Here is a 23978-nt window from a genome sequence, read left to right as displayed (position 1 = left end):
GGGGACCGGAACTGGAACCGTTCCCGGTCCCGGTCCCGGCGGGCATCGTCTTCACGGGATCAGCCCCGGCCGTCGTCATGAGAACAGGGCGTCCAGGTCCGGCTTCTTGCCGCCGAAGATCCCGTCCTGCTCACCGAGGGAGGCGAGCTTCTCCAGGGAGTCCATGTCGACCTGTGCCGGCCAGGCGGGCAGGGTCAGCTTCTCCACCACCCCGCTGTCGATCTTGGTGTAGGTGGCGAGGATCTGGCGTGCCTCGTCCGGGTGCTCGGTGGCGTACTGGAGCGACTCGGTCATCGCCTCGGTGAAATTCTTCACCAAGTCGGGCTTGTCCTGCGCCAGTCGGGCCGAGGCGAAGTACGTCGCCAGGGTGAGCTTCGGGTGGGTCTCGGCGAACGGCCACGCCACGACGCGGGCGCCCTGGGACTCGGCGATCGTCAGCGCCGGTTCGCCCATCCAGGCGGCGTCCACCTGCCCGCCGTCCAGCGCGGCCGGCATCTGGTCGAACGGTATCTCCACGAAGTCGACCTTCGAGGGGTCTCCGCCGTCCTGGCGCACCGACTCACGGACCGTGGTCTCCCCGATGTTCTTCAGGGTGTTGACCGCCACCTTCCTCCCGACGAGGTCCTTGGCCGACTTGACGGGGCTGTCCCCCTTGACGGCGACTCCGGTGACGTCGGTCTCGGTGTTTCCGGTGGTGGCCGCCCCGTTGACCACCGACTTGACCGGCACTCCCTGGGTCTGGGCGAGCATCAGCGAGGTGGTGTTGCTGAACCCGAACTCGAACTGGCCGCTCACCACACCGGGGATGATCGCGGCTCCGCCCTGGGCGCTCACCATCTCCAGTTCGATGCCGCGGCTGCTGAAGAAGCCCTGCTGCTGCCCCAGATAGAGCGGTGCCACGTCGATGATCGGGATGATGCCGACCTTCACCTGTGTCACCTCGCTCCCGCCCGAGGCCGACGAGTCGTCGTTGTCGTTTGACGAGGATCCGCATCCGGCCGCACCGGCGACCGTCATCACTGCTACCGCAAGCCCGAGAATGCGCCTTCGCATAGGGGCCCCTCCTGAGGAGAACGGGGATGAGTTGTGCACGTATTGCAGCGTTGTGCCCTTGTGTCCTTGTGCCGTTGTGCCGTTGTGCCGTTGTGCCGACACCCTGAGCGGCTCGCTGAGTGCGGCAACCATGTTGTGCAACTTCTCGACGGCGGAAATGTACACGCCTAACTTCGCAGTGTCATGGGTCCGGACAAGAGAGACCGGGAGAGACCGGGAGAGATCATTCGTAGGCCGGCGCCGTTAAATCGTTTCACTTCTCTGAGATATCGATTGCGCCTTATGCATTGACCAGTCACGACGCGGAACCCTAACCTCCGGGAAATCGCTCTGAAACCTTTCACAACCTTCACAGACCGAACCGGACCAAACCGAACCGAGGGTGCACCAATGTCCTGGGACCTGTCGCGTCGAAGACTGCTCCAGCTGAGCGGCGCCGCTGCCGCCTCCGTCGTGCTGACCGGGCCCCGCGCCCTCGCCGCCACCGACCCGGGCGCCGCCCCGGCCGCGGCGGCCGCCGCCGGGAAGCCGCCCGCGCCGACCGGGACGCTCGCCGACCTGCTGCCGCAGGCGCTCACCGCCGGCCCCGGGCAGCGCCCGCGGTTCAGCTGGCAGGTGCCCGACCTCGGCGCCGGTACGGTCCAGCGCGCCTACCAGCTGCAACTGGCCACCACGCCGGGCGGCTTCGACGACGACCGGCTGGTCTGGGACTCGGGGAGGCGCGAGTCCGCCGACTCCACCGCCGTACCGTACGCCGGGCCCGCCCTCCAGCCCCGTACCGCCTACTGGTGGCGGGTCAGCAGCTGGGGCGAGACGCGGTCGGCGTGGTCGGAGCCCGCGCTGCTGGCCACCTCGGTCGAGGACGCGTGGGAGGCCGAGCCGATCTGGGCACCGGCCGGACCGGTCATGACCGACGGCACCCTCACCACCCGGCTGAAGATCACCGCCGTGGCCGCCGGGCTGTGGTTCCGCGCCGCGAACACCTCCAACAACTACATGTGGCAGCTGCGCGCGGGCAGCCCCGGTGTGCTGAAGAAGCACGTCTGCGTGAACGGCACCTACACCGTCCTCGCCGAGGTCCAGCTGCCGTTCGCCGTCGCCACCGGGGAGTGGGTCGACTTCGCCGTCACGATGACCGGCTCCACGTTCACCACCACCGTCAACGGCACCGTCGTCGACACCACCACCGACACCCGCTACGCCTCCGGCAACATCGGCCTGCGCAACGGCCGCACCGAGTCCCAGGTCTACGACCACGTCACCTTCACCGCCGCCGACGGAACCGTCCTCCTCGACGACGACTTCGCCTCCGACAAGGGCACCTTCGCCACCGGCACCGTCTCCGGCGGCACGCTCACCTTCCCCACCGGCGCCGCCTCGCTCTCCTCCTACGGGGCCGACGACACCTGGGCGCTGCTCCGCCACGAGTACGGCACCGAGCCGGGCAAGGAGATCGCGGCGGCCGTCCTCTACGTGGCGGCCACCTCACCGGGTCCCGCCCGCCAGTACGTCGCCAAGGTGTGGAGCAACGGCACCGCGGTCGGCCACGCCTCCGTGCGCTCGGGCACCGGGACGGCTTACCAGGCCTTCGACATCACCTCCACCCTTCGGCCGGGCGGCAAGGCCAACGCACTCGCCGCGCTGTGCTGGACCACCTCGCAGCAGAAGTTCCTGGCCCAGCTGGAGATCACGTACACCGACGGCAGCCGGTCCACCGTCGCCTCGGGAAGCGGCTGGAAGGCACGCCGCCAGGCCGGGCTGCTGCCCGCCAAGGGCAGCGCGGGCAGCAGCTACTTCACGGTCCCGCAGGAGTACTGGGACCTGCGCCGCGAGCCCGTCGGCTGGACCGAGCCGGGCTTCGACGACGGCGACTGGTCCGCGCCGGCCGTCCGCGCCGCCATCACCGACCTGGTCCCCGCCCCGATCGAGCCGGTCCGGCTCCACGACGTCACTCCCGTCTCCGTCACCAAGGCCGGCGACGGCCGCTGGCTGGTCGACCTCGGCCGGGAGATCGTCGGCGGACTGGCCCTGGAGGTCAACGGCAGCGCGGGCGACACCGTCGAGGTGCGGCTCGGCGAGGAGCTGAACACCGACGGCACCGTCAGGTACCAGCTGCGCGCCACCAACACCTACCGCGAGGTGTGGACGCTGCGCGACGGCGACCAGCGCTTCGAGCACTGGGGCTACCGCGGCTTCCGCTGGGCCGAACTGCGCACGGACCTCGACCTGTCGAAGGCCGTCGTCACCGGCCGCGCCTGGAAGGTCGACTGGGACGACACGCACGTCTCGTTCCGCAGCTCCGATCCCGCCCTCGACCGGGTCTGGGAGCTGTGCCGCTACTCCATCGAGGCCACCCGCGGCGACCTCTACACCGACACCCCGACCCGCGAACGCGGCCCGTACGAGGGCGACGCGCTGATCAACCAGCTCTCCGAGTACGGCGTCCAGCGCTCCTACGCGCTCGCCCGCTGGTCCAACGACTACCTGGTCCGCAAGGGGACCTGGCCGACCGAGTACCGGCTGATGTGCGCGATCTCCGCGTGGGAGGACTACCTCGCCACCGGCGACGACCGGCAGCTCGCCAAGGACTACGGCCTGCTCACCGCCAAGAACCTGACCTCCTACCTCGGTTCGGACGGCCTCGTCCACAAGTCCCCCGGCAACACCAGCCAGGACCTCGGCGACCTGGTCGACTGGCCGGCCGCCAGCCGCGACGGCTATGTCTTCACCAGCGTCAACACCGTCATCAACGCCTTCCAGTACGCGGCCTTCGACGCGCTGGCCAAGTGCGCCACGGCGCTGGGGAAGACCGACGACGCCGCCCTGCTGCGCGACCGGGCCGACACCCTCGCCGGGGCGATGCGCAGCACCCTGCTCGACTCCTCGGCCGGACGTTTCCTCGACGGCGTCGGCACCAGCCACAGCGCCCAGCACGCCACCGCCTTCCCGGTGGCTCTCGGCGTAGCGGACACCCTGGACGACGAGGTGCTGGCCAGGCTCGGCGACACGCTCGCGGCGGGCGGCATGCGGATGAGCGTGTACGGGTCGCAGTTCCTCCTCGACGCCCTCTTCCGCCTCGGCCGCGCCGATGCCGCGCTCGCGCTGCTCACCTCCACGGCCACCAACTCCTGGCTGCACATGCTCGACGTGTTGAAGGCCACCATCGTCACCGAGGCCTGGGACCCCTCACTGAAGTCCAACATGACCTTCTCCCACGCCTGGGCCTCCGCCCCCGCCAACGCCGTCGCCCGGCACATCCTCGGCGTCCAGGTCAGCAGGCCCGGCGCGGCGGAGTTCCTGATCCGCCCGAGAACCGGCGCCCTGACCGAGGCCGAGGGCACCGTGCCCTCCGTGCGCGGCCCCGTCTCGGTCTCCGTCCATCGCTCCGGCGACACCCACACGACCCGCGTGACCGTGCCGCCCAACTCCCGTGCCGTACTGGAGGTGGAGATCGGCGACGCCGACCCGGCCGCGTACCGGGTGACGGGCACCGCACCCGACGGGCGGCGCCGCGTGCGGGTGACTCCCTTCACCGACCCCACCGGCACGGTGCTCCGCGTCGGCCCGGTCGGCTCCGGCCCGGTGGAGGTCAAGCGCACCACTTCCTGAACGGCACGCGCCCTGCGAACCCCGGGTGCGGCGGGCTGCCGCACCTGGGGGCAGCGCTGCCTCCACAGGCCCGACGAAACACCCCGCAGGGGGGATATTGAGCGAAATGAGCGAGCCGCGCGCCCTGTGGAAAGGGCGCGCGGCAGACAAGTCCGAGCGGAGGGCGATGGCGATGGCGGCAGCGCGCGCCAGTGCCGTCCGCCGCCGGACACGTGGCGCCGTCATCGTGCTGCTGGCCGCCGCGTCGGCCGTACTGATCCACCACGAGACGGCCGCGATCTCGGCCAGTGGATGCTGCACTGCCGCAACGCCTACCACGGCGAGGCCGGGATGATGACGAACGTAGCCTACCGGGAATGACCCACACCTGACCGACGGCCGGCCGGCCGAGGTCAGGCAGCCGTCCGGGCGCCGCCCCGCTCGTACTGCTCCTAGTGCGGAGCCCGGACGGCACCGGATCCAGCGCGCTCAACGGCTCTTCGCGGCTCGGCCGCGGCGGACGGCGAACCCGCCAGGACCGCGACCTTCACGAGGACGACCGCGAGGACGCCGCCCGCGGCCCAACCCGTCCACCGCCAGTTCGCCAGAAGTGCACCGCCGAGCCCCAGGTGTACGACGAGAACGAGCGCGACGAGGGCCGCGAGGCCCGCCAGCCTGAGGTGCCTACGGCGTGGCACGGCTCCCTCTCCCGGCGTCTCCGCTATTCCGGCGGAGACACCGGGAGAATCCGCCGGAAACCCCGGCCGTTGCCAGCTCACCCGGAGCCCGTCGCGCCTGCCGAATCTCTCGACATGCCCGGCGACAAGGTTCTGCAGCCGCGTCACGCCGTCGTCGTCGGCGGCTTCGACACGCAACGTCAGCGCGCCCGGGACGGCGCGGAGGGTGATCCGGCCCCAGGGAAGGCTGACCTCCCCCTCGCTGTCGGACCATTCGACCCGCGCCTGTTCCGCCACGGCCCGCATGGCGCCGAGATCCTGAGCGTCACCGCCCGCGTGGGCGCGTGGCCGGTGGCCGAGGTGGCGGCCCTTGTGGGCGAAGTGCTTGCAGAGCTGGACGAGATAACGGCTCGGGCGGTCGGTCTCGACGCGGGCTTCGGCGGTCGGCATGGCATTCCTTTCGAATCCGCCCCCGCAGGACGGACGCCTCGGAGCGCACTGGTCGGGCCCGATCGTCAGGCGTCCCGTGCGGCTTCCCTCAGCTTTATCGAGACACTCTGTCTCTGTCAATCCATGGTGTCACCGCAGCGCCGGATCGTATGCTGGGGCCGTGCCCAAGCTGTGGAACGAGACGATCGACGCGCACCGTGCCGCCGTACGCGCGGCGGTCCTGGACACCACCGCGACGCTGGTCGCCGAGCACGGGCTGACGTCGGTGACGATGTCGCGGATCGCCAAGGATTCCGGGATCGGCCGCGCGACGCTGTACAAGTACTTTCCGGACGTCGAGTCGATCCTGCTCGCCTGGCACGAGCGGCAGATCGGTCACCATCTCGCCCATCTGGCCGAGGTCCGGGACCGGGCCGAGGGCGCCGGTGAGCGGCTGGAGGCCGTGCTGCGGGCGTTCGCCCTCGTCTCCCACGAGTCCCGGAAGCACCACGAGGGCGACCTCGCGGCGTTCCTGCACCGCGACCAGCAGGTCATCCAGGCGCAGCGGCGACTGCACAGCATGGTCGAAGGCCTGCTGGCCGATGCCGCCCGGACCGGCGACGTCCGCGACGACATCGCGCCCGGCGAACTCGCACGGTACTGCCTCCACGCCCTCGCCGCGGCCGGCGACCTGCCGTCCCGGGCCGCGGTCCACCGGCTCGTCACGGTCACCCTGACCGGGGTGCGGCCCGATCCGTCCGCCTCTCCGTCCGCACCCCCGGACGGCTCCCAACACACCGATGGCACCGGCGACTCCGCGCGCTTGCCGCACCACCGTGGGCACCACTCCGTTCAGGGGCACCACCCGGCCGGCTGACGGGCACCCGGCCGGCTGACGTGCGAGGTCGTCATCATCGTCGTCAGAGACTCGGAGGACGGTCGGCGGACCGGTGGACCGGTGGACCGGTGGACCAGGATCAACCGCCTCCGCCACGCCGGAGGCGCACACCACGCACACCACGCACACCACGCACACCACTCCCACCACGCAGGCTGCGCCGCGGCTCCGGCCCGCACACCGCCCAGGCGGCGAGCACGGCGGCCAGTACGCCGCCCCACAGCACATGGGCGTCCTCCCAACGCGGGTCGTCCAGCGCTACGAACAGCGCGAAGGGTGACGGAAGGAGGGCAACGACCGTGACCGGCAGCGCCAGCACGGCGCCGGCCACGGCCGGTCCCGGCATCCGCACCGCACTGAACCGCACCACCGCCGCGGCCAGCGCGAGTGCCAGCCCGGACAGCGCACCGGCCTCGACCGTCACCGCCCCCGTCGGCAGCGCGGCCCATTGCGCGGCGTCGGCGCCCACCCGTACGACGCCCAGCACCGCCGTCCACCAGGCCGCGCCCACCAGCAGCACCACGGCCGCGCGCAACGCCTGCCGCAGCGGGCGCGGGACGGGAGGTACGCCGGTGGTGTGCCGGGCCGGGTCGTCCAGGACGAACGCCATCCCCACCGCCCCGCACAACGCGGCCGCCCGCACCAAGTTGACCAGCACCTCCGCCGGGAACTCCATCGAGAACAGCACCGGTACGGCGGCGATGACCAGCCCCAGCCCCCAGCCGGCGACGAGCAGGGTCCACGGCAGCGACCGCACCGTGGGTCGCACCAGGGCCGCCACCACCATGGCCCGCTGCCGCCTCATGCGCACTGCCATTCGCGGTCGTCAGCGGTCTCCGCCGGGGCGGTGACGCCGAGCAGGGCGGCCGCGCGGTCGGTGGTCGTACCGGGGGCGGAGAGCTCGGCCCAGGACTCCTTCACCCTGCGCTCCACCTCCTCCTGGGGCTCGGCGAGCAGCCGCTGGAGCACGGCGAGTTCGCGGTCCCGCAGGGAGATCGGGTCGCCCGGAGCCAGAATCAGGCCGGGGCTGCTGAAATCGTCCCCGGTCGTGCCGTACATGGCCTCGCCGTTCCGGGTCGCGCGGATCGCCAGCCAGACCATCAGTACGCCCTGCGAGTCGCAGTGCGCCCCCCGCTGCCGCTCGCTCCCGACCACCAGCCCCCGGGCGACGCTCGCCGCGAACTCCAGTTCCCGTTCGCCGCCCCACGCCGTGCTCGCGGTCGCCTCGCCCGGCGCGGCGGGCGGGACTTCCGCGGTGCCCGACGGTCCGTCGAGGGCGGCGACCTTCTGCCGTACGGTCAGTGCCCGCGTCGCCGCCGGTTCGCCGGCCAGCGAGCGCACGCTGTCCGTCACCCCCGCCCATTCGTCGGTCCAGGGCGTGAACTCGGGGAAGGCGCAGTACGTCGTCGCCCCGCGCCGCTCGCACTCCTGCACCGCCGCCGGGTCACGGGTCGCCACCTCACGTGCCTCCCGCACCGCGTCCGACGGCGCCATGCCCTGGAACACGACGGCGGTCACGACAGCGCCGAGCGCCCCCAGGGCGGTTGCTCGTACGGCCCGCGTCCGGCCGCCGCTCGCCCGTACCGCTCCCGCCGCCGCCAGCACCGCGAGCGCCAGCAGATACAGCGCGTGCCATCCGGCGGGCCGCCCCAGCAGGTCGGACGGCAGCGGCCGTGCGCCCTCGTCGAACAGCACCGGGGCCATCCCGCGCAGCCAGGCCGCGCTTTCCGCGGAGGCCACGAAGACGAAGGTGACCGCCAGGTAGGCGACCGCGGCCAGCGGAGCCACGAACGCCGACCGGACCACCCGGCCGAGCAGCACCCCCAGGACCGCGGCCAGAAGTATCAGCAGCGGCCCGGTCAACAGCTCGAACACCGACGCGTGGCCCACGGCCCCCGGCTTCAGCGCCGCGGCCGTGAACTGCCCGGCCACGATCAGCGCGCCCACCAGCACCGTCGGCAGCACCGACAGCACATGCGCACAGGTGCGCTGCCACGGCGGGAGTACCAGCACCCCGAAGTGCCCGTCCGTGCCGTGCCGTTGGGAGCGCAGCACTGCCAGGTTCGCGGCGATCATCACCGCCAGACCCAGCAGCACCTGTCCCAGTTGTGTCTCGCGGTCGATGTCCTGCAGGACCGGATAGGCGTCCTCCGGCTCGCCGCCCGGCCACAGCAGAGACGTCAGGTACACCACCAGGGCGACCAGCACCAGGGGATGCAGCAGCAGACGCCGCGCCTCCACCCGGGCCAGCGCCGGCACGGCCCGCCGTCCGTCCGGGGCCGGCGCCGGGGCCGACGCGGCGACCGGGGTCTCGGTCACGGTCGTCACGCCGCCACCTCCGGCACCGTGTCGCCGCCGAGTGCCAGAAGATAGCCGTCCTCCAGCGTCGGCTCGACCAGCCGGGCGCCCGCCGGCGGATCCCCGACGTTGCGGAACTCGCCCGTCCCGGTGCGCCATCCGGCCCGTGCCCCCGGCTGCCGCTCCCCGCTGCTCCACACCCGGCCGTCGGCCACCGCCGTCAGCTCGGCGGCCGTGCCGTCGAACCGCACCCGGCCCTTGTCCATCACCACCACCCGGCGGCACAGCATCGCCACGTCCTCCGTCTGGTGGGTGGACAGCAGCACCGTACGGCCCTCGCCGGCCTCCGCGATCAGCTCCCGGAACCGCATCCGCTGCTCCGGGTCGAGGCCGACCGTGGGCTCGTCCAGGACCAGGAATCCCGGATCGCCGACCAGGGCCGCCGCCAGCGCCACGCGCTGGCGCATACCGCCGGAGAGTCTCCGTATCCGCTTGCCGCGCACATCCGCGAGACCGACCGCGTCGAGGACTCGCCGGGCCTCGGCGTGCCGGGTCCGACGGTCCGTCAGTTCCTTGAGGATCGCCACGTAGTCGATGAACTCGAAGGCGGTGAACTCCGGATGGAACCCGGGGTTCTGCGGCAGATAGCCCAGTCTCCTCCGTGTTTCCTGGCGTCCGCTGACCGTCCCCGGATCGTGCCCGAGGACGGTGAACGCCCCGTTGTCCGGCGGCGTCGCCGTCGCCAGGATGCGCAGCAGCGTCGTCTTGCCCGCGCCGTTCGGCCCGAGCAGGCCGGTGACTCCCTCGGTGAGCCGCAGCGTCACGTCGTCCACCGCCCTGGTGCCGCGATAGCTCAGGGTCAGCCCGGCAGCCGAGACCGTGGGTGGCATGGGCGGTGTCATGACAGCCTCCTGGCTGCGAATCGAAGGGATTGAAGGGACCTAAGGGATCTAAGGGACCGAAGGGAGGGACCGAATGGACGCCCGGTGTCGAAACGGTCACGCGCGACCACCACCATCACCGTCGCCACCACCGTGACCACGGCCGCCGCACCCTGTCCGACGGCGGTGAACGGCACCGGCGTACCGGATGCCGGCAGGTGGCTCAGCACCACCAGGGCGGTCCAGCCGCCACCGACCAGCGCCGGCGCGAGTACCGGCCCCAGCCGGGCCATCAGCGCGACCCCCGTCGAGGTCAGCGCGAGCGCCGGCAGCAGCCAGCCGAGGGCCGCCAGGCCGAACGACGGGAGCGCCAGGCTCGCCAGCCCGCTCAGGGCCGTCGTCGTCGACAGCACCGCGACCGTCCGCACCATCAGCAGGCGGAAGGTGTGCGTCGGCGCGACCACCGCCATCTCGTACGTCGGGTCGAGACCCGGCCCGAACGACACCGCCACCCCCGCCAGCGGCAGCAGCGGCGCCGTGGCCAGCAGCATCAGCGGCGACGCGGCCAGCCCCACGCCGACCGCGAGCAGCAGGGTGAGCACCACGGCGACGAGCCAGGAGCGGCGCAGCACTGGAGTGGCCGCGAGCAGCCGGGCGGTGTGGTCGGCGACCCCGGCCCGGATCAGCAGCGACTCCAGCGGACCGGGCCTCGGGGCGTCCAGCTCGGCGTCCAGGCGGGCCCAGCCCGCGCTGATCTCGGCGGGCGGGACGTGTGCCGAGAGCGCCGCCCGGCAGTCCGCGCAGGCGGCGAGGTGCGTCTCGACGGACCACAGCCGGGGCGCCGCCAGAACCCCGTGGGCGTACTCCCGCAAGTCCCCGTCATCCGCGTGCCAACTCATGCCAGGCCTTCCCGCAGTTGCCTCCGGGCGCGCATGGCCCGGGTCTTGACCGTGCCCGGAGGTATGCCGAGCAGGACGGCCGCCTCACGCGTCGTCAGGCCGTCGATCACCGTGGCCTGCAGCACCGCCCGCAGCTCCGGCGAGAGCCGGGCGAGCGAGCCCGCCAGGTCGCCGTGCTGCACCCGGGCCAGCACCTGTTCCTCGGCGGACGCCTCGTCGCGATGGCGCAGCCGGGACAGTGCCTGGCGCAGCCGCCCGCGGGCCCCGTCGCCCCGCAGCGCGTCCACCAGGCGGCGCGCCCCGATCCGCCACAGCCAGCCCGCCACGTCACCGTCACGGTGATAGCGGGCGGCTCCCCGCCACACGTCCAGGAACGTCTCCTGTACGACATCGTCGACCAGCGCCGGATCGGCGCACCGCCCGCGCAGCCTCAGCACGAGCCATGGCGCGTAGCGGCGGTACAGCTCCTCGAAGGCGCGACGGTCACCGTCCGCGACGGCGCGCAGCAGCTCGGCGTCGCTCGGACTCCCCCGGTTCATTTCGCTCACACACCCTCATCGGACGAGACGCCCCCGGCGGTTCACGCGGCGGCTCCGTCGTCGGCTTCGGGTGAACCGGGGTCAGTGTGCGGCGAACTGGACCCGGGTCGGCTGCACGGCGTCCGGCCGCAGTGCGATCCCGTCGACCGTCAGCTGTTCTCCGTAGATGTCGGTGATCCTGATCGCGCCGCCGCACCCGCTGCCGTTCTCGGAGAGGAAGTAGTTGTACTCGGTACGGGGCAGCCGGAGCCAGCCGCTGCCGGTGCGCACCTCCAGCCGCGCCAGCGGATTCCGGTGACCGATCGCCTGGATTCCGCACCACCACTGGGTGGACCCGGTCTTGTAGCGGATCGAGACCGTGTCGGACGTGCTGGGGCTCAGCAGGCTCCACGTGATCGGTATACGGCCGGCCGAGGGGTCGGCGAGCTTGGCGAAGGCCTGTGCGCTGAGGTCGAGTTGCCCGGGTTCGCAGGGCAGGGGGCATTCGTTGGTGATGCGGACCGTGATGGAGGCGCCGCCCGCCGCGCGGACCAGCACGTACGCCCCGCACGCCTTGGACGTCTCGTAGTCGGTGTGGTTCATCGCCGCGATCATGAGGTCGTCGCTCGGGCCGTACGAGCAGGCGCCGTCGCCGTCCCCGGCGTCGTAGAGGGTGGCGACTCCCTCGTAGGTGACCTTGGGCCGAATCCGTCCCGCCGACGATGCCTCGGCGGGCGCCGGGCGCGGGGTGGTCGTGGCCGACGGCCGCGACGCCGGCGCGGTGGTCGCGGGGGCCTTCGGGGTGGTGGTCGCGGTGGGCGTCGCGGTCGGGGGTGCCGAGGACGACTTCCGCTCCGTTGGTGTTGGTGTTGCCGTTGGCGTCGGCTGGACGGTCACCTGGGCGCCGGCAACGGGCGTGGCCGCGGCTTGCCCGTCATCGGCCTCGTGGTCGGTACGGAAGGCCACGACCAGGGACACGACGAGCGCGACGGCCGCCACGGCGACGGCGGAGACGAGAACGGTGCGCCGCTTGCGGGGAGAACGGCGGTGGGAAGACAACGCCACGGATGAGCCCTTACGTTAGTTCGGCAGAACACGTGCTTCGTGCTTCGTGTGAGGCTCCGGTGACAGGAGCTCCCGACCCATCAGTGGTCGCGGGGCCCGAAAAGGTTGCCGGAGTTGGCGCCCGGAGGACCGGCCAGAACTCATGCGGAGACGGCATACGGACACGCCTGCCCTGTACCTGTGCGACCGGAACCTGTGGAACGGGCAAGGGCGACATGATGGGCGTGCCCAGCGCCAGGTGACACACCGACAGGAGCCCCGAACCATGCTCGACCGCGTCCCCCCTGCCCTCCGCCGTGTGCTGGTGGCGGTGGCTCTGTGCGGTGCGCTCGCGGCGGCTGCGGGCGGATGCGCCGTGTCCGACGGCGAGGAGTCGGCCGACGCGCCGACCGCGGGCCCGGGCGCCACGGGCGAGGTGGCTCCGCCCGAGCCGGGCATCGCCTTCGACTACCAGATCGGCGGTGCCTACACGCCACCGCCCGGCGTACGCGCGGTCTCCCGCGACCGTACGGCGAAGCCGGCGCCCGGGCTGTACAACATCTGCTACGTCAACGCCTTCCAGGCCCAGCCGGACGCCACCGGCTGGTGGCAGGCCCACCACCCCGACCTGCTGCTCCGTGACGCCGAGGGCGCGCTGGTCGTCGACGGGGACTGGGACGAGGCCCTGCTGGACATCTCGACACCCGCCAAGCGCGAGCGGCTCGCCGGGATCGTGGGGAAGTGGATCGACGGCTGTGGCGCGGACGGCTACCAGGCGGTCGAGGCCGACAACCTCGACTCGCACGAGCGGTCCGACGGGCTCCTCACCGCCGAACACGACCTGGCCTTCGGCAAGTTGCTCGTGGCGCGGGCCCACGCGGCCGGTCTGGCGATCGGCCAGAAGAACGCCGCCGAGCTGGCACGGCAAGGACGGCGCCTCGGGTTCGACTTCGCGGTCGCCGAGGAGTGCGGACAGTACGACGAATGCGATGCCTACGCGGACGCCTACGACGACCGCGTCTTCGTCATCGAGTACCGGGCCGCGGGCCTCGCCTCCGCCTGCGCCGCCTGGGGCGACCGGCTGTCGGTGGTCCTGCGCGACCTGGACGTCGCCCCGGCCGGGGAATCCGCACACCGCCGCCGCACCTGCTGAGCCTGCCCGCCGCTGCTGCCGGGCAGGCGCCCGCGCCGCAGGTCTGGCCTTCCCTGCGCGCCCACGACGCCCGCGCCCTGATCCGCTTACTCGTCGACGCCTTCGGCTTCGAGGAGGCAACTTCAGCGCCTACGTCGTCACCGCCGACCCGCACGTCACCGACTACGGCTCCCGCGACTTCGCCGCCCTCGGCCCGGAGGGCAACCGGTGGAACTTCGGCACCTGTCCCGGCGAACCGCGCTGAACCCCGCGATCAGCGCCGTCAGCCCCGTATGCGCGGGGTCCGTCACACCGTACGGAATGCCAGCACCACATTGTGGCCGCCGAATCCGAAGGAATTGTTCAGAGCGGCGACGCGGCCTCCGGGCAGGGTTCGGGGTTCGTCGCGGACGATGTCCATGTCCACCTCGGGGTCGGGGTTGTCGAGGTTGATGGTCACGGGGGCGAGACGGTGCCAGAGGGCGAGGACGACGGCGACGGTCTCGACACCGCCGGCGCCTCCCATCAGATGACCTGTCATGGACTTGGTGGCGGATACCGCGATGTGGTCGGTGTCGTCGCCGAACACCTTGCGCAGCGCGAGGATCTCGGTGACATCGCCCATCGGTGTGGAGGTGGCGTGCGCGTTGACGTGGACGATCTCGGAAGGCTTGAGATCGCTGGTGTCCAACAGGCTCGTCAGCGCGGCGGCGATGCCGCGGCCCGACGGCTCGGGCCGGGTGATGTGGTGGCTGTCGGCGGAGAGCCCCTGCCCGACGGCCTCCGCGTAGACCCGTGCTCCGCGCCGGGCGGCGTGCTCGGCCGCTTCGAGTACGACGATGCCGGCGCCCTCGCCCATGACGAACCCGTCCCGGTCGATGTCGTACGGACGAGAGGCCGCCGTCGGGTCGTCGTTGCGCTTGGACATGGCCATCATGTTGCCGAAGGCGGCCAGGTTCAGCGAGCAGATGGCCGCCTCGGTGCCGCCGGCGACGACGATGTCGGCCCGGCCGGTGCGGATCATCTCGATGGCGTAGCCGATGGCCTCGGCACCCGAGGCGCAGGCGCTGGCGGGGCTGTGCACGCCGGCGCGGGCGTTGACGTCCAGGCCCACCTTGGCCGACGGGTTGCTGGCCATCATCATCGGAATGGTGTGCGGGGAGATTGCCCCGGGGCCCCGCGTCTTGAGGATCTCGTACTGCTCCAGCATCGACGTCACCCCACCGACGCCGGAGGCGATGACCACGCCGAGCCGGTCGGGGTCGGCCGAGGGATCGGTGCCCGCCCGAGCCGTGAATCCGGCGTCGGCCCATGCTTCGCGCGCCGCGACGAGGGCGAGTTGGGCCGCACGGTCCAGCGTATGAGCCTCGCCGCTGGGGAGAACCGCCGTCGGCTCGACGGCGGCTTCGGCGCCGATGCGCACCTGGACCTCGGCGGTCCAGTCGTACGTCAGGAGCCCGGCCCCGGAGCGGCCGGCCATCAGGCCCTCCCAGGTCGAGGCGGTGTCCCCGCCGAGCGGTGTGGTGGCACCGACGCCGGTGACGACCACGGTGCGATCGATCGCGTTCACAGGAATCACTCCACGTCTGCGGTACAAGTAGGAAGAATTCACTGGTCAGTTGACGGTCCGAGCAGGAACCCCTCGGAACGTCAGGGCCACGTTGTGGCCGCCGAATCCGGCCGAGTTCTTCACCGCGATGTTCTGCTCGCCCGCCAGCTTGCGCGGGGTGCCGTGCACGATGTCGACCGAGAGGTCCTCGCTCAGGCGCGTGAAGTTGCGGGTCGGCGGCACCACGCCGTGGTGGAGGGAGAGAATCGTGGCGATCGACTCGATGGCGCCGGCCGCACCGAGGCTGTGGCCGGTCATCGACTTGTTCGCCGAGACCGCCGGCCCCTGGGAGGCGTCCCCGAAGACGGCCCGCACCCCGTGCGCCTCGGCCGCGTCGCCGGGAACGGTCGCCGTGCCGTTGGCGTTCAGGTGCGCCACGTCCACGGGTGAGACGCCGGCGTCGTCGAGCGAGGCCCGGATGGCCCTGGCGGTTCCGGAGCCGTTCGGGTCCGGCTGCACCATGTGGAACGCGTCCGAGGAGATCCCCACTCCGGCGAGTTCGGCGTAGATCCGGGCGCCGCGCTCCCGCGCGTGACTCTCGGACTCCAGGACGAGGATGCCCGCCCCCTCGCCGAGTACCATCCCGTCGCGCTCCGCGTCGTACGGGCGGGACGCCGAAGCCGGGTCGTCCACCCGCTTCGACAGCGCCCGCATCGCCGCGAACGACGCGAGGACGAGGGGGTGCAGAGGCGCCTCCGTGCCGCCTGCCACCACGACGTCCGCCTCTCCGCCGCGGATCAGGTCGGCCGCCGTCGCCAGCGCCTGGGTTCCGGACGAGCAGGCGTTCACCGTTGCGTTCACACCGGCGCGCGCGTTCACGAGCAGACTGACGGCCGCCGCGGAACCGTTGCCCATGCCCATGGCCACCGTCAGGGGAGGTACGCGGTTCCAGCCCCGGTTCTTCAGCGCCTCCCAGCCGTCGATGATCGCGTTCATGTCGCCCAGCCCGGCCGAGACGACCACGGCCACCCGCCCCGGGGGGACCGAGGCGGCGTCGAGGCCCGCGTCGTTCCATGCCTCCGACGCGGCCGTCACCGCGAGCTGGGCGGAGCGGCTGAGGCGCCGGCGCTGCTGGTGCTCCAGCCCGGCTCCGGGCTCGACCCGCACGCGCCCGCCGATCAGCGGAAGCGGCAGTTCCTTCGCCCAGGGCTCGTCGTCCAGCCGGTGGATGCCGTTCTCGCCGCGCACCATGGCCTCCCAGGTGCTGCCCACGTCACCGCCGAGTGCGGTGGTCTCCCCGAGGCCGGTGACGACGACTTTCGTGCGTTCCGGGCCCGCGGCGCTGTCCCCGGTCCGGGTGGGGTTCGGTGTGATCTCGTGCTGACGGGTTTCCCCTGGCATGACGTCTCCTGTCCAGGACTCTGATGAGGAATGAGGAATGACGGATGAGGGATGAGGGATGAGGTCGGGGACAGCCCACCGGGACACGGCCCGGCCGTGAGGGTGAAGGGGTGGAGGAGGGGGCGGCGGTGATGATGTCCCGTTCGCCGGAGACTGGCTGTCTCCGGCGAGCGGGGGGGGGACGACCGGACGACCGCGCGGAGGGCCGCTCAGGGCCGGGGCCGCGCCGTCCGCGTGAGCTGTCCGGCCAGCTTGCCGGAGTCCTTCTTGACCTGGTTGACCAGGACCTTCTTCAGCAGAGACTTGGGCATGATGCCGAAGTAGTCCCCGGGTTCCACCTCGAACACCCAGCGCACGCCGGTGGTTCCGTCCTCGTGCCCGGTGTAGTCGTAGGTGCCGGTGTACTGGAACGGCCCCTCCAGCACGTGGAACTTCGAGCGGTGGCCCGGCTCGAATTCGGTGATCTCGACGGTGAAGGACATCCGCCTGCCGATCAGCTGGAAGGTGATCTCATACCGGCAGCCCGGTCGCGCGGCCCCGTTCAGCAACCTCGTCTCCACACAGGCCGACTGCCACTCGGGGTCCCGGGCCGGGTCCGACAGCAGCGCGAACGCCTCCTTGGGCGGCACCGGAAGGTCGAACTCGTACTCAGCTGTGATCGTCATTGGCCTGCGCTCCCATGTGCTGTGCGATCGCCCGGGCGGCGACAGCGGCGTGCGGCGGATACATCACCGAGTTGTGGTCGCCGGAGACGTCGACGACCTCCAGCGATCCCTTGATCAACGCCTCCCAGCCGAGCTTCGGCCCGTAGTCGACCGTTTCGTCCACCGCGCGCAGCAGCAACAGGTCGAGGTCGTTCGGTTCGGGGAGGTAGGTCTGCAGGGCGATGCCGTTGGCGAGGTACGCCTCGAAGTAGCGGAGGATCTGGGCGCGGTCCGCGTCCTCGGCCAGGACGCCGATGGCGGCGGCCCGTTCCAGGATGTGGTCGAACGCGGCGTCGCCGCCGAGTGCCCGCAGGTCCTCCGGCGGGATGTCGAGGGTCTTTCCGTAGGGCACCGCGAGGTCCCGCGCGAACCACGAGAGGATGGTCGAGTCGTCCGCGGACTCCGGGATGTTCTCCTCGATCGGGGCGCGGCTGTCGATGGCGGCGAGGAACTCGACCTCCTCGCCGGCCGCCCGCAGTTGCCCGGCCACCTCGTAGGCGATGACGCCGCCGAAGCACCATCCGCCGAGGGCGTACGGGCCGGTCGGCTGGATCTCCTTGAGGTAGGCGATGTAACGGGCGGCCATCCCCTCCACGCTCACCTCTGCCTCGCCCACGTTCTCGATGCCGGGGGCCTCCACCGCCAGGACCGCCCTGCCGGGAGGGAGGTGGCGCGTCAGCTCGACGTAGCAGAAGACGGTGCCGCCGAAGGGGTGGAACAGGAACAGCGGCCGCCGGTCCGTTTCCCCGTCCCGCTCCCCTTCCCCTTCTCGCAGCGTGACGATCGGGGCGCGCGAGTTCTCCTGGCCGCCGCGGCGCACGATGGTGGCCAGTTCGGCGATGGTGCCCTGGCGCAGCAGTACGGAGATCGGGATCTCCACGTCCCATTCCTCGCGGACGGCCGCGCTGAGCCGGACGGCGAGCAGGGAGTGGCCGCCCACGTCGAAGAAGTTGTCGTGGACGCCGACCTCGGGGATGTTCAGGATCTCGGTCCACATCCGCGCCAGCGTGATCTCCGTGGCGTCGCGTGGTTTCTCGAAGGAGCCGTCCGAGGTGATGGTGGGGGCCGGCAGCCGGTTGCGGTCGATCTTCTTGTTGGCCGTCAGCGGCAGTTCGTCCAGGACGACCATGATGCTGGGGACCATGTACTGAGGAAGGAACACTGCTGCCTCCGACTTGACCTCTGCCGGCCTCGGCTCGGCACCGGACTCCGCGACCAGATAGCCGACGAGCCTGTCGTCCCGGACGACGACGACGGCGGCGGACACGCCGTCCATCGCCTGGAGGACGGCCTCGACCTCGGCGAGTTCGATGCGATAGCCACGCAGTTTGACCTGGTTGTCCACGCGACCGTGGTGCAGCAGGCGGCCGTCGCTGGTCCACCGCGCCCGGTCGCCGGTGCGGTACAGCCGCTGCCGGGGAGCTGCGGGCAGTCCCGTGACGAATCGCTCCGACGTCAGTTCCGGCCGGTCCCAGTACCCGACGGCCAGCCCGTCGCCGCCGATCCACAGCTCGCCGGGGAAGCCCGGTTCGACGCCGCGTCCCTGCGGGTCCAGCACGTAGAGCTGCGTGTTGGCGAGGGGAGCGCCGATGTCGATGCCGGAGGAGGGCTCCACCGGGCCGTCGGTGGACCAGATGGTCGTCTCGGTCGGCCCGTACACATTGCGCAGGCTCGCCACCCGCCCGGCCAGGAACTCGGCCAGTTCGAGGGGGAGTTCCTCGCCGCCGCAGAGCACGTTCAGGTGCGGGGCGCCGTTCCAGCCGGCGTCGCGCAGCATGCGCCACGAGGTGGGGGTCGCCTGCATCCAGGTCGCGCCGGAGTCCTCGATACGGGTCGCCAGGCGGGCTCCGTCGGCGGCCGTCTCGCTGTCGCACACGATGACGCGCCCGCCCGCCACCAGGGGCATGAACAGCTCCAGGCCGGCGATGTCGAACGAGATCGTGGTCACGGCGAGCAGGCTGTCCGAGGAGGAGAAACCGGTGTTCTCCCGCATCGACAGCAGCAGGTTCACCAGGGCGTGGTGGGGTATCGCCACGCCCTTCGGCCGACCGGTGGAGCCGGAGGTGTACAGGATGTACGCCAGGTTCGAGGCGGCGGTCGCCGCCCGCTCCTCGCTCCCGCCGTCCGCGGGCTCCGGCTCGGCGGCACCGGTGACGTCGGTCCGCGGGTCGTCGAGGTTCAGTACGGGAAGGCCGGGCAGCCAGTGCTCCCGCAGGCTCTCCTGGCTGAGCAGCAGCCGCGCCCGGGAGTCCTCGGCCATATAGGTCAGCCGCTCGACGGGGAGGTGGGGGTCCAGGGGTACGTAGGCGGCGTCGGCCGCCATGACGCCGAGGAGGGCGGCCACGAGCGGCGCGCCGCGCTCGGCCAGCACCGCGACGCGGTCGCCCGCGGCGATTCCGGCCGCGCGCAGGGCCGCCTCGATCTCCTCGGCCGCCGTCCGGAGTCGGGCGTAGCTCCACTCCTCGCCGTCGGCGACGAGAGCGATCGCGTCGGGTGTCCGCAGAGCCTGGTCCCGGAAGAGCTCCGGAAGCCTGGCCGCGGGCAGTCGGCGTACGGGGCCGGAGCCCCAGTCGGCGAGCTGCGCCCGCTGTCGCTCGTCGCCCCGGACGAGGTGCCGCAGCGGCTCGTCCGGGTTGCGTACCAGGGTCTCCACCGTCGTGACGAACGTGGCCGCCAGTTCGTGGGCGCTGCCCGCCTCGAAGATGTCGGTGTTGTAGCGCAGGACGCCCGCGTAGGCGCCGTCGCGCTCCCCGCCCATCTCGATCCACAGATCCGTCTGGCCCTCCTGCTGGGGCAGCGGATATGGGCGCAGGGTGGCCCCCGCGATGTTCAGTTCGGCGTCCGGGCCCGGCCGCAGCAGGAAGAACTCGTCCATGTCGTTGAGGAACGGCAGCCGGTCCCAGGCGAAGCCGGCCTGGTACAGCGGGGTCCGGCTCGGGTCCCGGGGTGGCGCCAGTTCCCTGACCAGCCAGGGGAAGGGAAGCTCCTGCGCCCGCATCGCTTCGAGCACCCGCTCGCGGGCCGACGCGAGCAGCTCGCGGTACGTCGACTTCTCGTCGACCTCTCCCCGTACGACGACGGTGTTGACGAAGTTGCCGAGGGCGTCGCGGAACTGCCGTTGCAGGCGGCCGGAGGTCGGGGTGCCGACCAGGATGTCCGACTGGCCGCTCAGCCGGCTCAGCAGCACGAAGTAGGCGGTCAGCAGCACCATGTACGGCGTCGCGGAGGCCTCGCGCGCCAGGCGCCGTACCGCATCGGTCGCGGTGGCCGAGAGGTCGAACGGCACCGAGCCGCCGTCGTAGCTCGGCGCCGGCGGCCGTGGCCGGTCACCGTAGAGGTCCAGGCCGGGCGGCGCGTCCGCCAGCCGCGCCGCTTCGCCGTCGAGCAGCGTCCTGGCCTTGTCGGTCGTCAGGAAGGAGTGCTGGTGCTCGGCGTACGCCGTGAAGGCGTCGCCGTCGAGCGTGAACCGGCTCGGCGTGCCCTCCAGGCGGCTGCGCACCTCGGACAGCAGGAGTGCCAGCGACCAGAAGTCGGACGCGACGTGGTGCATCACGGCCGTGAACACCCAGGTGCGCTCCGCGGTGCGGTAGAGGTGGACGCGCCACAGCGGCGGCCGGGACAGGTCGAACGGCGTCCGGCTGTCCGTTCGGATGCGGTCCCGCAGGGTCCCCGGGTCCAGGTCGCGCGCGTCGGTGTGCCGGACGTCGAGCGGAACGGAGCCCTGGACCCACTGCGTCGGCCCGTCCTCGCCCGGACGGAAGCAGATGCGCAACGCGTCGTGCTCACGCGTCAGGTCTTCCAGGATCTCCCTGGTCCTGGCCCCCAGCTCCGCGTCGGCGGTGACCTCCGCGCCGAACACGATGTGGTAGGCGGAGCACCCCGGGTCGGTCTGGTGGATGAACCAGAGTCCGACCTGTTGTGCGTTGGCGAAAGGCAGCGGAACCGCCGGGGAATCGGTGGGTGCGGATGTCGTTGTCGTCATCACTGACCGTCCGCGGCTATGGACACGGGCTCGGCGTTCATGAGCTTCCAGAGCGCTTCGGCCAGGGTGTCCACCGTCGGGTGGTCCCACAGCAGGTCCACCGGCAGGTCGGAAAGGCCGCAGGCGTCCTCGACCTCCATTCCGACGGAGAGTGCGGCCATGGAATCGAGGCCGTACGAGGTGAAAGGCTGGTCGGTCGCCAACTCGGCGTCGGGAACTCCGGCTTCGGCGGCCACTGCCTTGACGAGTACGTTTTTCACGTCGTCGATCGTCATGTTCTGCATGCTCATCGCAGGTCGAAACCTTCCGGTGTTTCGATGTGTGGAGTGGTCCGTTCAGAGGGAGGCGGCCGGTTCGTGGTCCAGGCTCGCCTCGTGCGCACCCGGCCCGGCTTGGCGCACGGTCCGGATGGAGAAGAACTCGTTGTTGCCGCGCTGGGAGTTCATTCGGTCGAAGAGTTTCCAGGCGGTCGGTGGTTCGAGGTCGCCGACCTCGTACTGGTGGATCTGCTCGCGGGCCAGAGCGGCCTGCAGCCATTCGCCGTCGGCGAAGAACTCGTCGAGGTGGTCCCGGTTGTACAGCCAGATTCCGAGTGCGGCGACCTTGGCGTGCAGCGCGCACAATTCCTCCGCCAGCCGCATCAGCCGGGGCGAGGTGGTCTTGGCGGACGCCGACGACCGCTTTGTCTGCGCCGCCGACCACCGTCGCGCCTCGTGGACCCGCTCGAACAGCGCGTCGAGGTCCTGCCGCAGCCCCTCGGCCCGGGCCCGCAGGACGGCGATCCGGTCCTCGTCGCAGCCCGCGGACGGCGACAGCTCGGCGAGGCGGCTGATCAGCGCGGGGAGGCTGGCGAACGTCGCGTCCCTGCCGCGGCCGAACACGCTCACCCGGGCCGGCCGGAAAGCGGGCAGTTCGGCCCGCAGGTCGTACAGCGCGCCCCAGTCCTCGTCCCGGTGCCGGAGGTGGGCCTTGGCCATGGCTGCCAGCTGAAGCGTGATGCTGTCCAGGCAGACCGGCTCGCTGCCGTCGAAGACCGATACGACGGCGCCGTCGCGGAGCATTTTCTGGAAGATGCCCGCGTGCTCCGGGGCACGCATGTAGTACCGGGCGCCCAGCGTGCGGGAAAGCGCCTTGCTGTTGAAGTCGACAAGGCGGGCCACCTGCACTTTGGCCATGTTCCCCCAGATGCTGAACTCCTCGGTGTACAGATGGAGTCCGCGCATCGCCACCAGGCTCTCGCACTCCGCGACGAGCATGCTCAGGTACGCGTTGGCGAGGGATTCCGTGGCGTACGGGATCTCGCTCGCCGGGCCGTCGTACAGCACCCTGTCGGACAGAAATCCGCTCACCGTCCGCAGCATGGTGTCGCCCGTGCCGAGCGACAGTCCGGTGCAGAGGGTCCGGGTCACCAGCAGGCCCCGCAGGGACAGTTCGAGCCCCTCTCCCTCGGCGCCCAGCCGGGCCGAGGCGTCCACCCGGGCGTCGTCGAAGGCGACTCCGCTGATGTCGCACCCCCGCAGACCGTAGGTGGGGACGCGTGGGACTCCGTCCACCGTGCCGGACATGACCTGTGACCTGTCCACGAGAAACATGGACTGCTTGCGCTTGGCGGGCACGTCGTCGTTGCCGGTGGTGCCGAGCAGCACCACGTGGGTCGATGTCCGGCCCCGGTTGATCGGCCACTTCTCGCCGGACAGGACGTACTGCCCACCGTCCCGGGTGGCCACGAACTCGTTGGCTGCCAGGTCGGCACCGTGCCCGGGCTCCGAGTACGCCAGACAGGGGATGACCCCTCCGCGCAGCACCGTGGCCGCCCACTTCGCCTGCTGTTCGGCATCGCCGCCGATCCAGGCGAGCGTCATCCACACCTGCGTGCTCTCGCTCACCGCCACGTTCATGTCCCGGCGCGCGATCGCACGGGTGAGCATCAACAGCTGCTCGGTGGTCCGGAGATCGCCGCCCAGCCACTCGGGAACGAAGTACCGGTGGAACCCGAACGCACGTACCTGCCTGATGCCGTCGGCCGGCAGTTCTTCACGCTCGTCGAGCTCCAGAGCCCGGACGAAGGACAAGGAATTGGACTCCAGTTCCGGGTCACCCAGCCAGTCCTCCAATGCCTCTGCCAGGACAGAGGCGTCAACGGGACGCGGCTCGACCTCGCCGGAGCAGGCGTCCGCGAGAGGCTTTTCGACCTCTGACTCCCTCATTGGTGCCACTCCAATTCCATGCTCGAAACGGACAGGACCAGCCCTGTCCAGCAATTAATGACGGGTGGGCGAATCAGATCGGAAATTGCGCAGCACGACGCACAACGAGCGCCGGCACGGCGCACTGCGAGCGCGGCACGCGTCAACCGCAACGCCGCACAATGGATTCGGAACAGACATGGCTCGGCCAAGTACGCCACTCGCATGACAGCGAGGACGAAATCCCTGGACAGTCGTGTGGCGCCGTCGGCGCCGCACGACTATCTACGGTGCAGGCCGAGCAAAAGGTGACGCACTTGAAATTCCCCCGTGACACACATAAGGAGACTCAGCTCAACTTCAGCAGATCCCTTAATGACAGACCTCAGAGAGGCCTCTTCCCCGTGTTTTGGTTGCCGATTTGACAACCTGCCGCCACCAGGGCGGCCATGCTGCATGGTTCGCGACCGACAGTCGCACAGCTTCCCGTTTTTGAGACTCTAGCAGGCGCATCACTTAATCCAACGTGACGCCAGTCACATTTTGTGTACCCTTTACGCGAATACTTGATTCCGCATTTCACAATGCGGACCGATCCATTCCATTCGACCTCGCCGGCGCAAAAAGAATGCGCTTGCGATGTTGAATTACGGAGTCAAGAATTCCACTAGCAGGTAAGCGTATTCCTTGCCTGTTCAACCTTCCGGGCCGAGCGCGCGAAACGCCCGGCTGGGAGAAC

18 protein-coding genes are annotated in these 23978 nt (G+C 71.0%); 4 read left to right on the top strand and 14 right to left on the bottom strand.

All coding sequences use genetic code 11. The features are described 5' to 3' along the window. Positions 1 to 75: 75 nt before the first annotated feature. Positions 76 to 1053 carry an ABC transporter substrate-binding protein gene (locus ACWD3C_RS02370; protein WP_451139158.1) on the bottom strand — a complete coding sequence of 326 codons (978 nt, stop codon included), beginning with the start codon at positions 1051 to 1053 and terminating at the stop codon, positions 76 to 78. A 390-nt stretch (positions 1054 to 1443) separates the two neighbouring features. Here ACWD3C_RS02370 and ACWD3C_RS02365 point away from each other — a divergent pair, with 390 nt between their 5' ends. After that, entirely contained in the window at positions 1444 to 4662 is a 3219-nt protein-coding gene (locus tag ACWD3C_RS02365) for a family 78 glycoside hydrolase catalytic domain (protein WP_451139156.1), read from the top strand. A gap of 291 nt (positions 4663 to 4953) precedes the next feature. Beyond that, positions 4954 to 5022, top strand: a complete 69-nt coding sequence (locus ACWD3C_RS02360; protein WP_451139228.1) for a hypothetical protein — start codon at positions 4954 to 4956, stop codon at positions 5020 to 5022. A gap of 71 nt (positions 5023 to 5093) precedes the next feature. On the opposite strand, the gene ACWD3C_RS02355 is transcribed toward ACWD3C_RS02360, so the two are convergent. Then, the gene (locus ACWD3C_RS02355; RefSeq protein ID WP_451139154.1) at positions 5094 to 5768 is read right to left on the bottom strand and encodes a DUF2218 domain-containing protein; all 675 of its coding nucleotides are present in this window, start codon (positions 5766 to 5768) and stop codon (positions 5094 to 5096) included. A 160-nt stretch (positions 5769 to 5928) separates the two neighbouring features. Here ACWD3C_RS02355 and ACWD3C_RS02350 point away from each other — a divergent pair, with 160 nt between their 5' ends. After that, positions 5929 to 6624 carry a TetR/AcrR family transcriptional regulator gene (locus ACWD3C_RS02350; protein WP_451139152.1) on the top strand — a complete coding sequence of 232 codons (696 nt, stop codon included), beginning with the start codon at positions 5929 to 5931 and terminating at the stop codon, positions 6622 to 6624. A gap of 100 nt (positions 6625 to 6724) precedes the next feature. On the opposite strand, the gene ACWD3C_RS02345 is transcribed toward ACWD3C_RS02350, so the two are convergent. The 6 genes from ACWD3C_RS02345 to ACWD3C_RS02320 all read right to left on the bottom strand — a co-directional run bounded on the left by ACWD3C_RS02345 (position 6725) and on the right by ACWD3C_RS02320 (position 12306). Next, entirely contained in the window at positions 6725 to 7450 is a 726-nt protein-coding gene (locus tag ACWD3C_RS02345) for an ABC transporter (RefSeq protein WP_451139150.1), read from the bottom strand. Next, entirely contained in the window at positions 7447 to 8973 is a 1527-nt protein-coding gene (locus ACWD3C_RS02340) for an ABC transporter permease (RefSeq protein WP_451139148.1), read from the bottom strand. Before ACWD3C_RS02340 ends, ACWD3C_RS02345 begins: the two co-directional genes overlap by 4 nt. Beyond that, complete coding sequence (locus ACWD3C_RS02335) at positions 8970 to 9833, bottom strand: ABC transporter ATP-binding protein (protein ID WP_451139226.1); 864 nt, start codon at positions 9831 to 9833, stop codon at positions 8970 to 8972. The genes ACWD3C_RS02340 and ACWD3C_RS02335 overlap by 4 nt, the downstream gene beginning before the upstream one ends. Positions 9834 to 9841: 8 nt before the next feature. Then, the gene (locus tag ACWD3C_RS02330) at positions 9842 to 10723 is read right to left on the bottom strand and encodes a zf-HC2 domain-containing protein (RefSeq protein WP_451139146.1); all 882 of its coding nucleotides are present in this window, start codon (positions 10721 to 10723) and stop codon (positions 9842 to 9844) included. Then, positions 10720 to 11262: an RNA polymerase sigma factor gene (locus ACWD3C_RS02325; protein ID WP_451139224.1), complete on the bottom strand. Its 543-nt coding sequence runs from the start codon at positions 11260 to 11262 to the stop codon at positions 10720 to 10722. Before ACWD3C_RS02325 ends, ACWD3C_RS02330 begins: the two co-directional genes overlap by 4 nt. A gap of 81 nt (positions 11263 to 11343) precedes the next feature. Continuing rightward, entirely contained in the window at positions 11344 to 12306 is a 963-nt protein-coding gene (locus ACWD3C_RS02320) for an expansin EXLX1 family cellulose-binding protein (protein ID WP_451139144.1), read from the bottom strand. A gap of 265 nt (positions 12307 to 12571) precedes the next feature. Between ACWD3C_RS02320 and ACWD3C_RS02315 the strand changes: the two genes are divergently transcribed. Beyond that, positions 12572 to 13438, top strand: a complete 867-nt coding sequence (locus tag ACWD3C_RS02315) for an endo alpha-1,4 polygalactosaminidase (protein WP_451139142.1) — start codon at positions 12572 to 12574, stop codon at positions 13436 to 13438. A 286-nt stretch (positions 13439 to 13724) separates the two neighbouring features. Here ACWD3C_RS02315 and ACWD3C_RS02310 read toward each other — a convergent pair whose 3' ends face one another. The 6 genes from ACWD3C_RS02310 to ACWD3C_RS02285 all read right to left on the bottom strand — a co-directional run bounded on the left by ACWD3C_RS02310 (position 13725) and on the right by ACWD3C_RS02285 (position 23260). Beyond that, a complete protein-coding gene (locus ACWD3C_RS02310; protein WP_451139140.1) occupies positions 13725 to 14987 on the bottom strand; it encodes a beta-ketoacyl-[acyl-carrier-protein] synthase family protein in 1263 nt (420 codons plus the stop codon). Between the two features lie 45 nt (positions 14988 to 15032). Then, complete coding sequence (locus ACWD3C_RS02305) at positions 15033 to 16367, bottom strand: beta-ketoacyl-[acyl-carrier-protein] synthase family protein (RefSeq protein ID WP_451139138.1); 1335 nt, start codon at positions 16365 to 16367, stop codon at positions 15033 to 15035. A 209-nt stretch (positions 16368 to 16576) separates the two neighbouring features. After that, a complete protein-coding gene (locus ACWD3C_RS02300) occupies positions 16577 to 17032 on the bottom strand; it encodes an SRPBCC family protein (RefSeq protein ID WP_451139136.1) in 456 nt (151 codons plus the stop codon). Further along, complete coding sequence (locus ACWD3C_RS02295; RefSeq protein WP_451139134.1) at positions 17016 to 21053, bottom strand: non-ribosomal peptide synthetase; 4038 nt, start codon at positions 21051 to 21053, stop codon at positions 17016 to 17018. Before ACWD3C_RS02295 ends, ACWD3C_RS02300 begins: the two co-directional genes overlap by 17 nt. Then, on the bottom strand, positions 21053 to 21343 hold the full coding sequence (locus ACWD3C_RS02290) for an acyl carrier protein (RefSeq protein ID WP_451139132.1): 291 nt from the start codon (positions 21341 to 21343) through the stop codon (positions 21053 to 21055). The genes ACWD3C_RS02295 and ACWD3C_RS02290 overlap by 1 nt, the downstream gene beginning before the upstream one ends. 45 nt (positions 21344 to 21388) lie before the next feature. Continuing rightward, positions 21389 to 23260, bottom strand: coding sequence for an acyl-CoA dehydrogenase family protein (locus ACWD3C_RS02285; RefSeq protein ID WP_451139130.1), 1872 nt, complete (start codon positions 23258 to 23260; stop codon positions 21389 to 21391). Positions 23261 to 23978: the final 718 nt, after the last annotated feature.

Source organism: Streptomyces sp. NPDC002845 (assembly GCF_053591955.1).
Note: the sequence above shows the minus strand (reverse complement) of the source record. Positions and strands in the feature narration are given on the sequence as shown.

Bases quoted from the DNA above. Each gene is read 5' to 3' on its own strand.
- ACWD3C_RS02290 (WP_451139132.1), bottom strand. From the start codon at position 21,343: ATGAGCATGCAGAACATGACGATCGACGACGTGAAAAACGTACTCGTC.
- ACWD3C_RS02285 (WP_451139130.1), bottom strand. From the start codon at position 23,260: ATGAGGGAGTCAGAGGTCGAAAAGCCTCTCGCGGACGCCTGCTCCGGC.
- ACWD3C_RS02295 (WP_451139134.1), bottom strand. From the start codon at position 21,053: ATGACGACAACGACATCCGCACCCACCGATTCCCCGGCGGTTCCGCTG.
- ACWD3C_RS02300 (WP_451139136.1), bottom strand. From the start codon at position 17,032: ATGACGATCACAGCTGAGTACGAGTTCGACCTTCCGGTGCCGCCCAAG.
- ACWD3C_RS02330 (WP_451139146.1), bottom strand. From the start codon at position 10,723: ATGAGTTGGCACGCGGATGACGGGGACTTGCGGGAGTACGCCCACGGG.
- ACWD3C_RS02370 (WP_451139158.1), bottom strand. From the start codon at position 1,053: ATGCGAAGGCGCATTCTCGGGCTTGCGGTAGCAGTGATGACGGTCGCC.
- ACWD3C_RS02355 (WP_451139154.1), bottom strand. From the start codon at position 5,768: ATGCCGACCGCCGAAGCCCGCGTCGAGACCGACCGCCCGAGCCGTTAT.
- ACWD3C_RS02305 (WP_451139138.1), bottom strand. From the start codon at position 16,367: ATGCCAGGGGAAACCCGTCAGCACGAGATCACACCGAACCCCACCCGG.
- ACWD3C_RS02335 (WP_451139226.1), bottom strand. From the start codon at position 9,833: ATGCCACCCACGGTCTCGGCTGCCGGGCTGACCCTGAGCTATCGCGGC.
- ACWD3C_RS02365 (WP_451139156.1), top strand. From the start codon at position 1,444: ATGTCCTGGGACCTGTCGCGTCGAAGACTGCTCCAGCTGAGCGGCGCC.
- ACWD3C_RS02315 (WP_451139142.1), top strand. From the start codon at position 12,572: ATGCTCGACCGCGTCCCCCCTGCCCTCCGCCGTGTGCTGGTGGCGGTG.
- ACWD3C_RS02325 (WP_451139224.1), bottom strand. From the start codon at position 11,262: ATGAACCGGGGGAGTCCGAGCGACGCCGAGCTGCTGCGCGCCGTCGCG.
- ACWD3C_RS02345 (WP_451139150.1), bottom strand. From the start codon at position 7,450: ATGAGGCGGCAGCGGGCCATGGTGGTGGCGGCCCTGGTGCGACCCACG.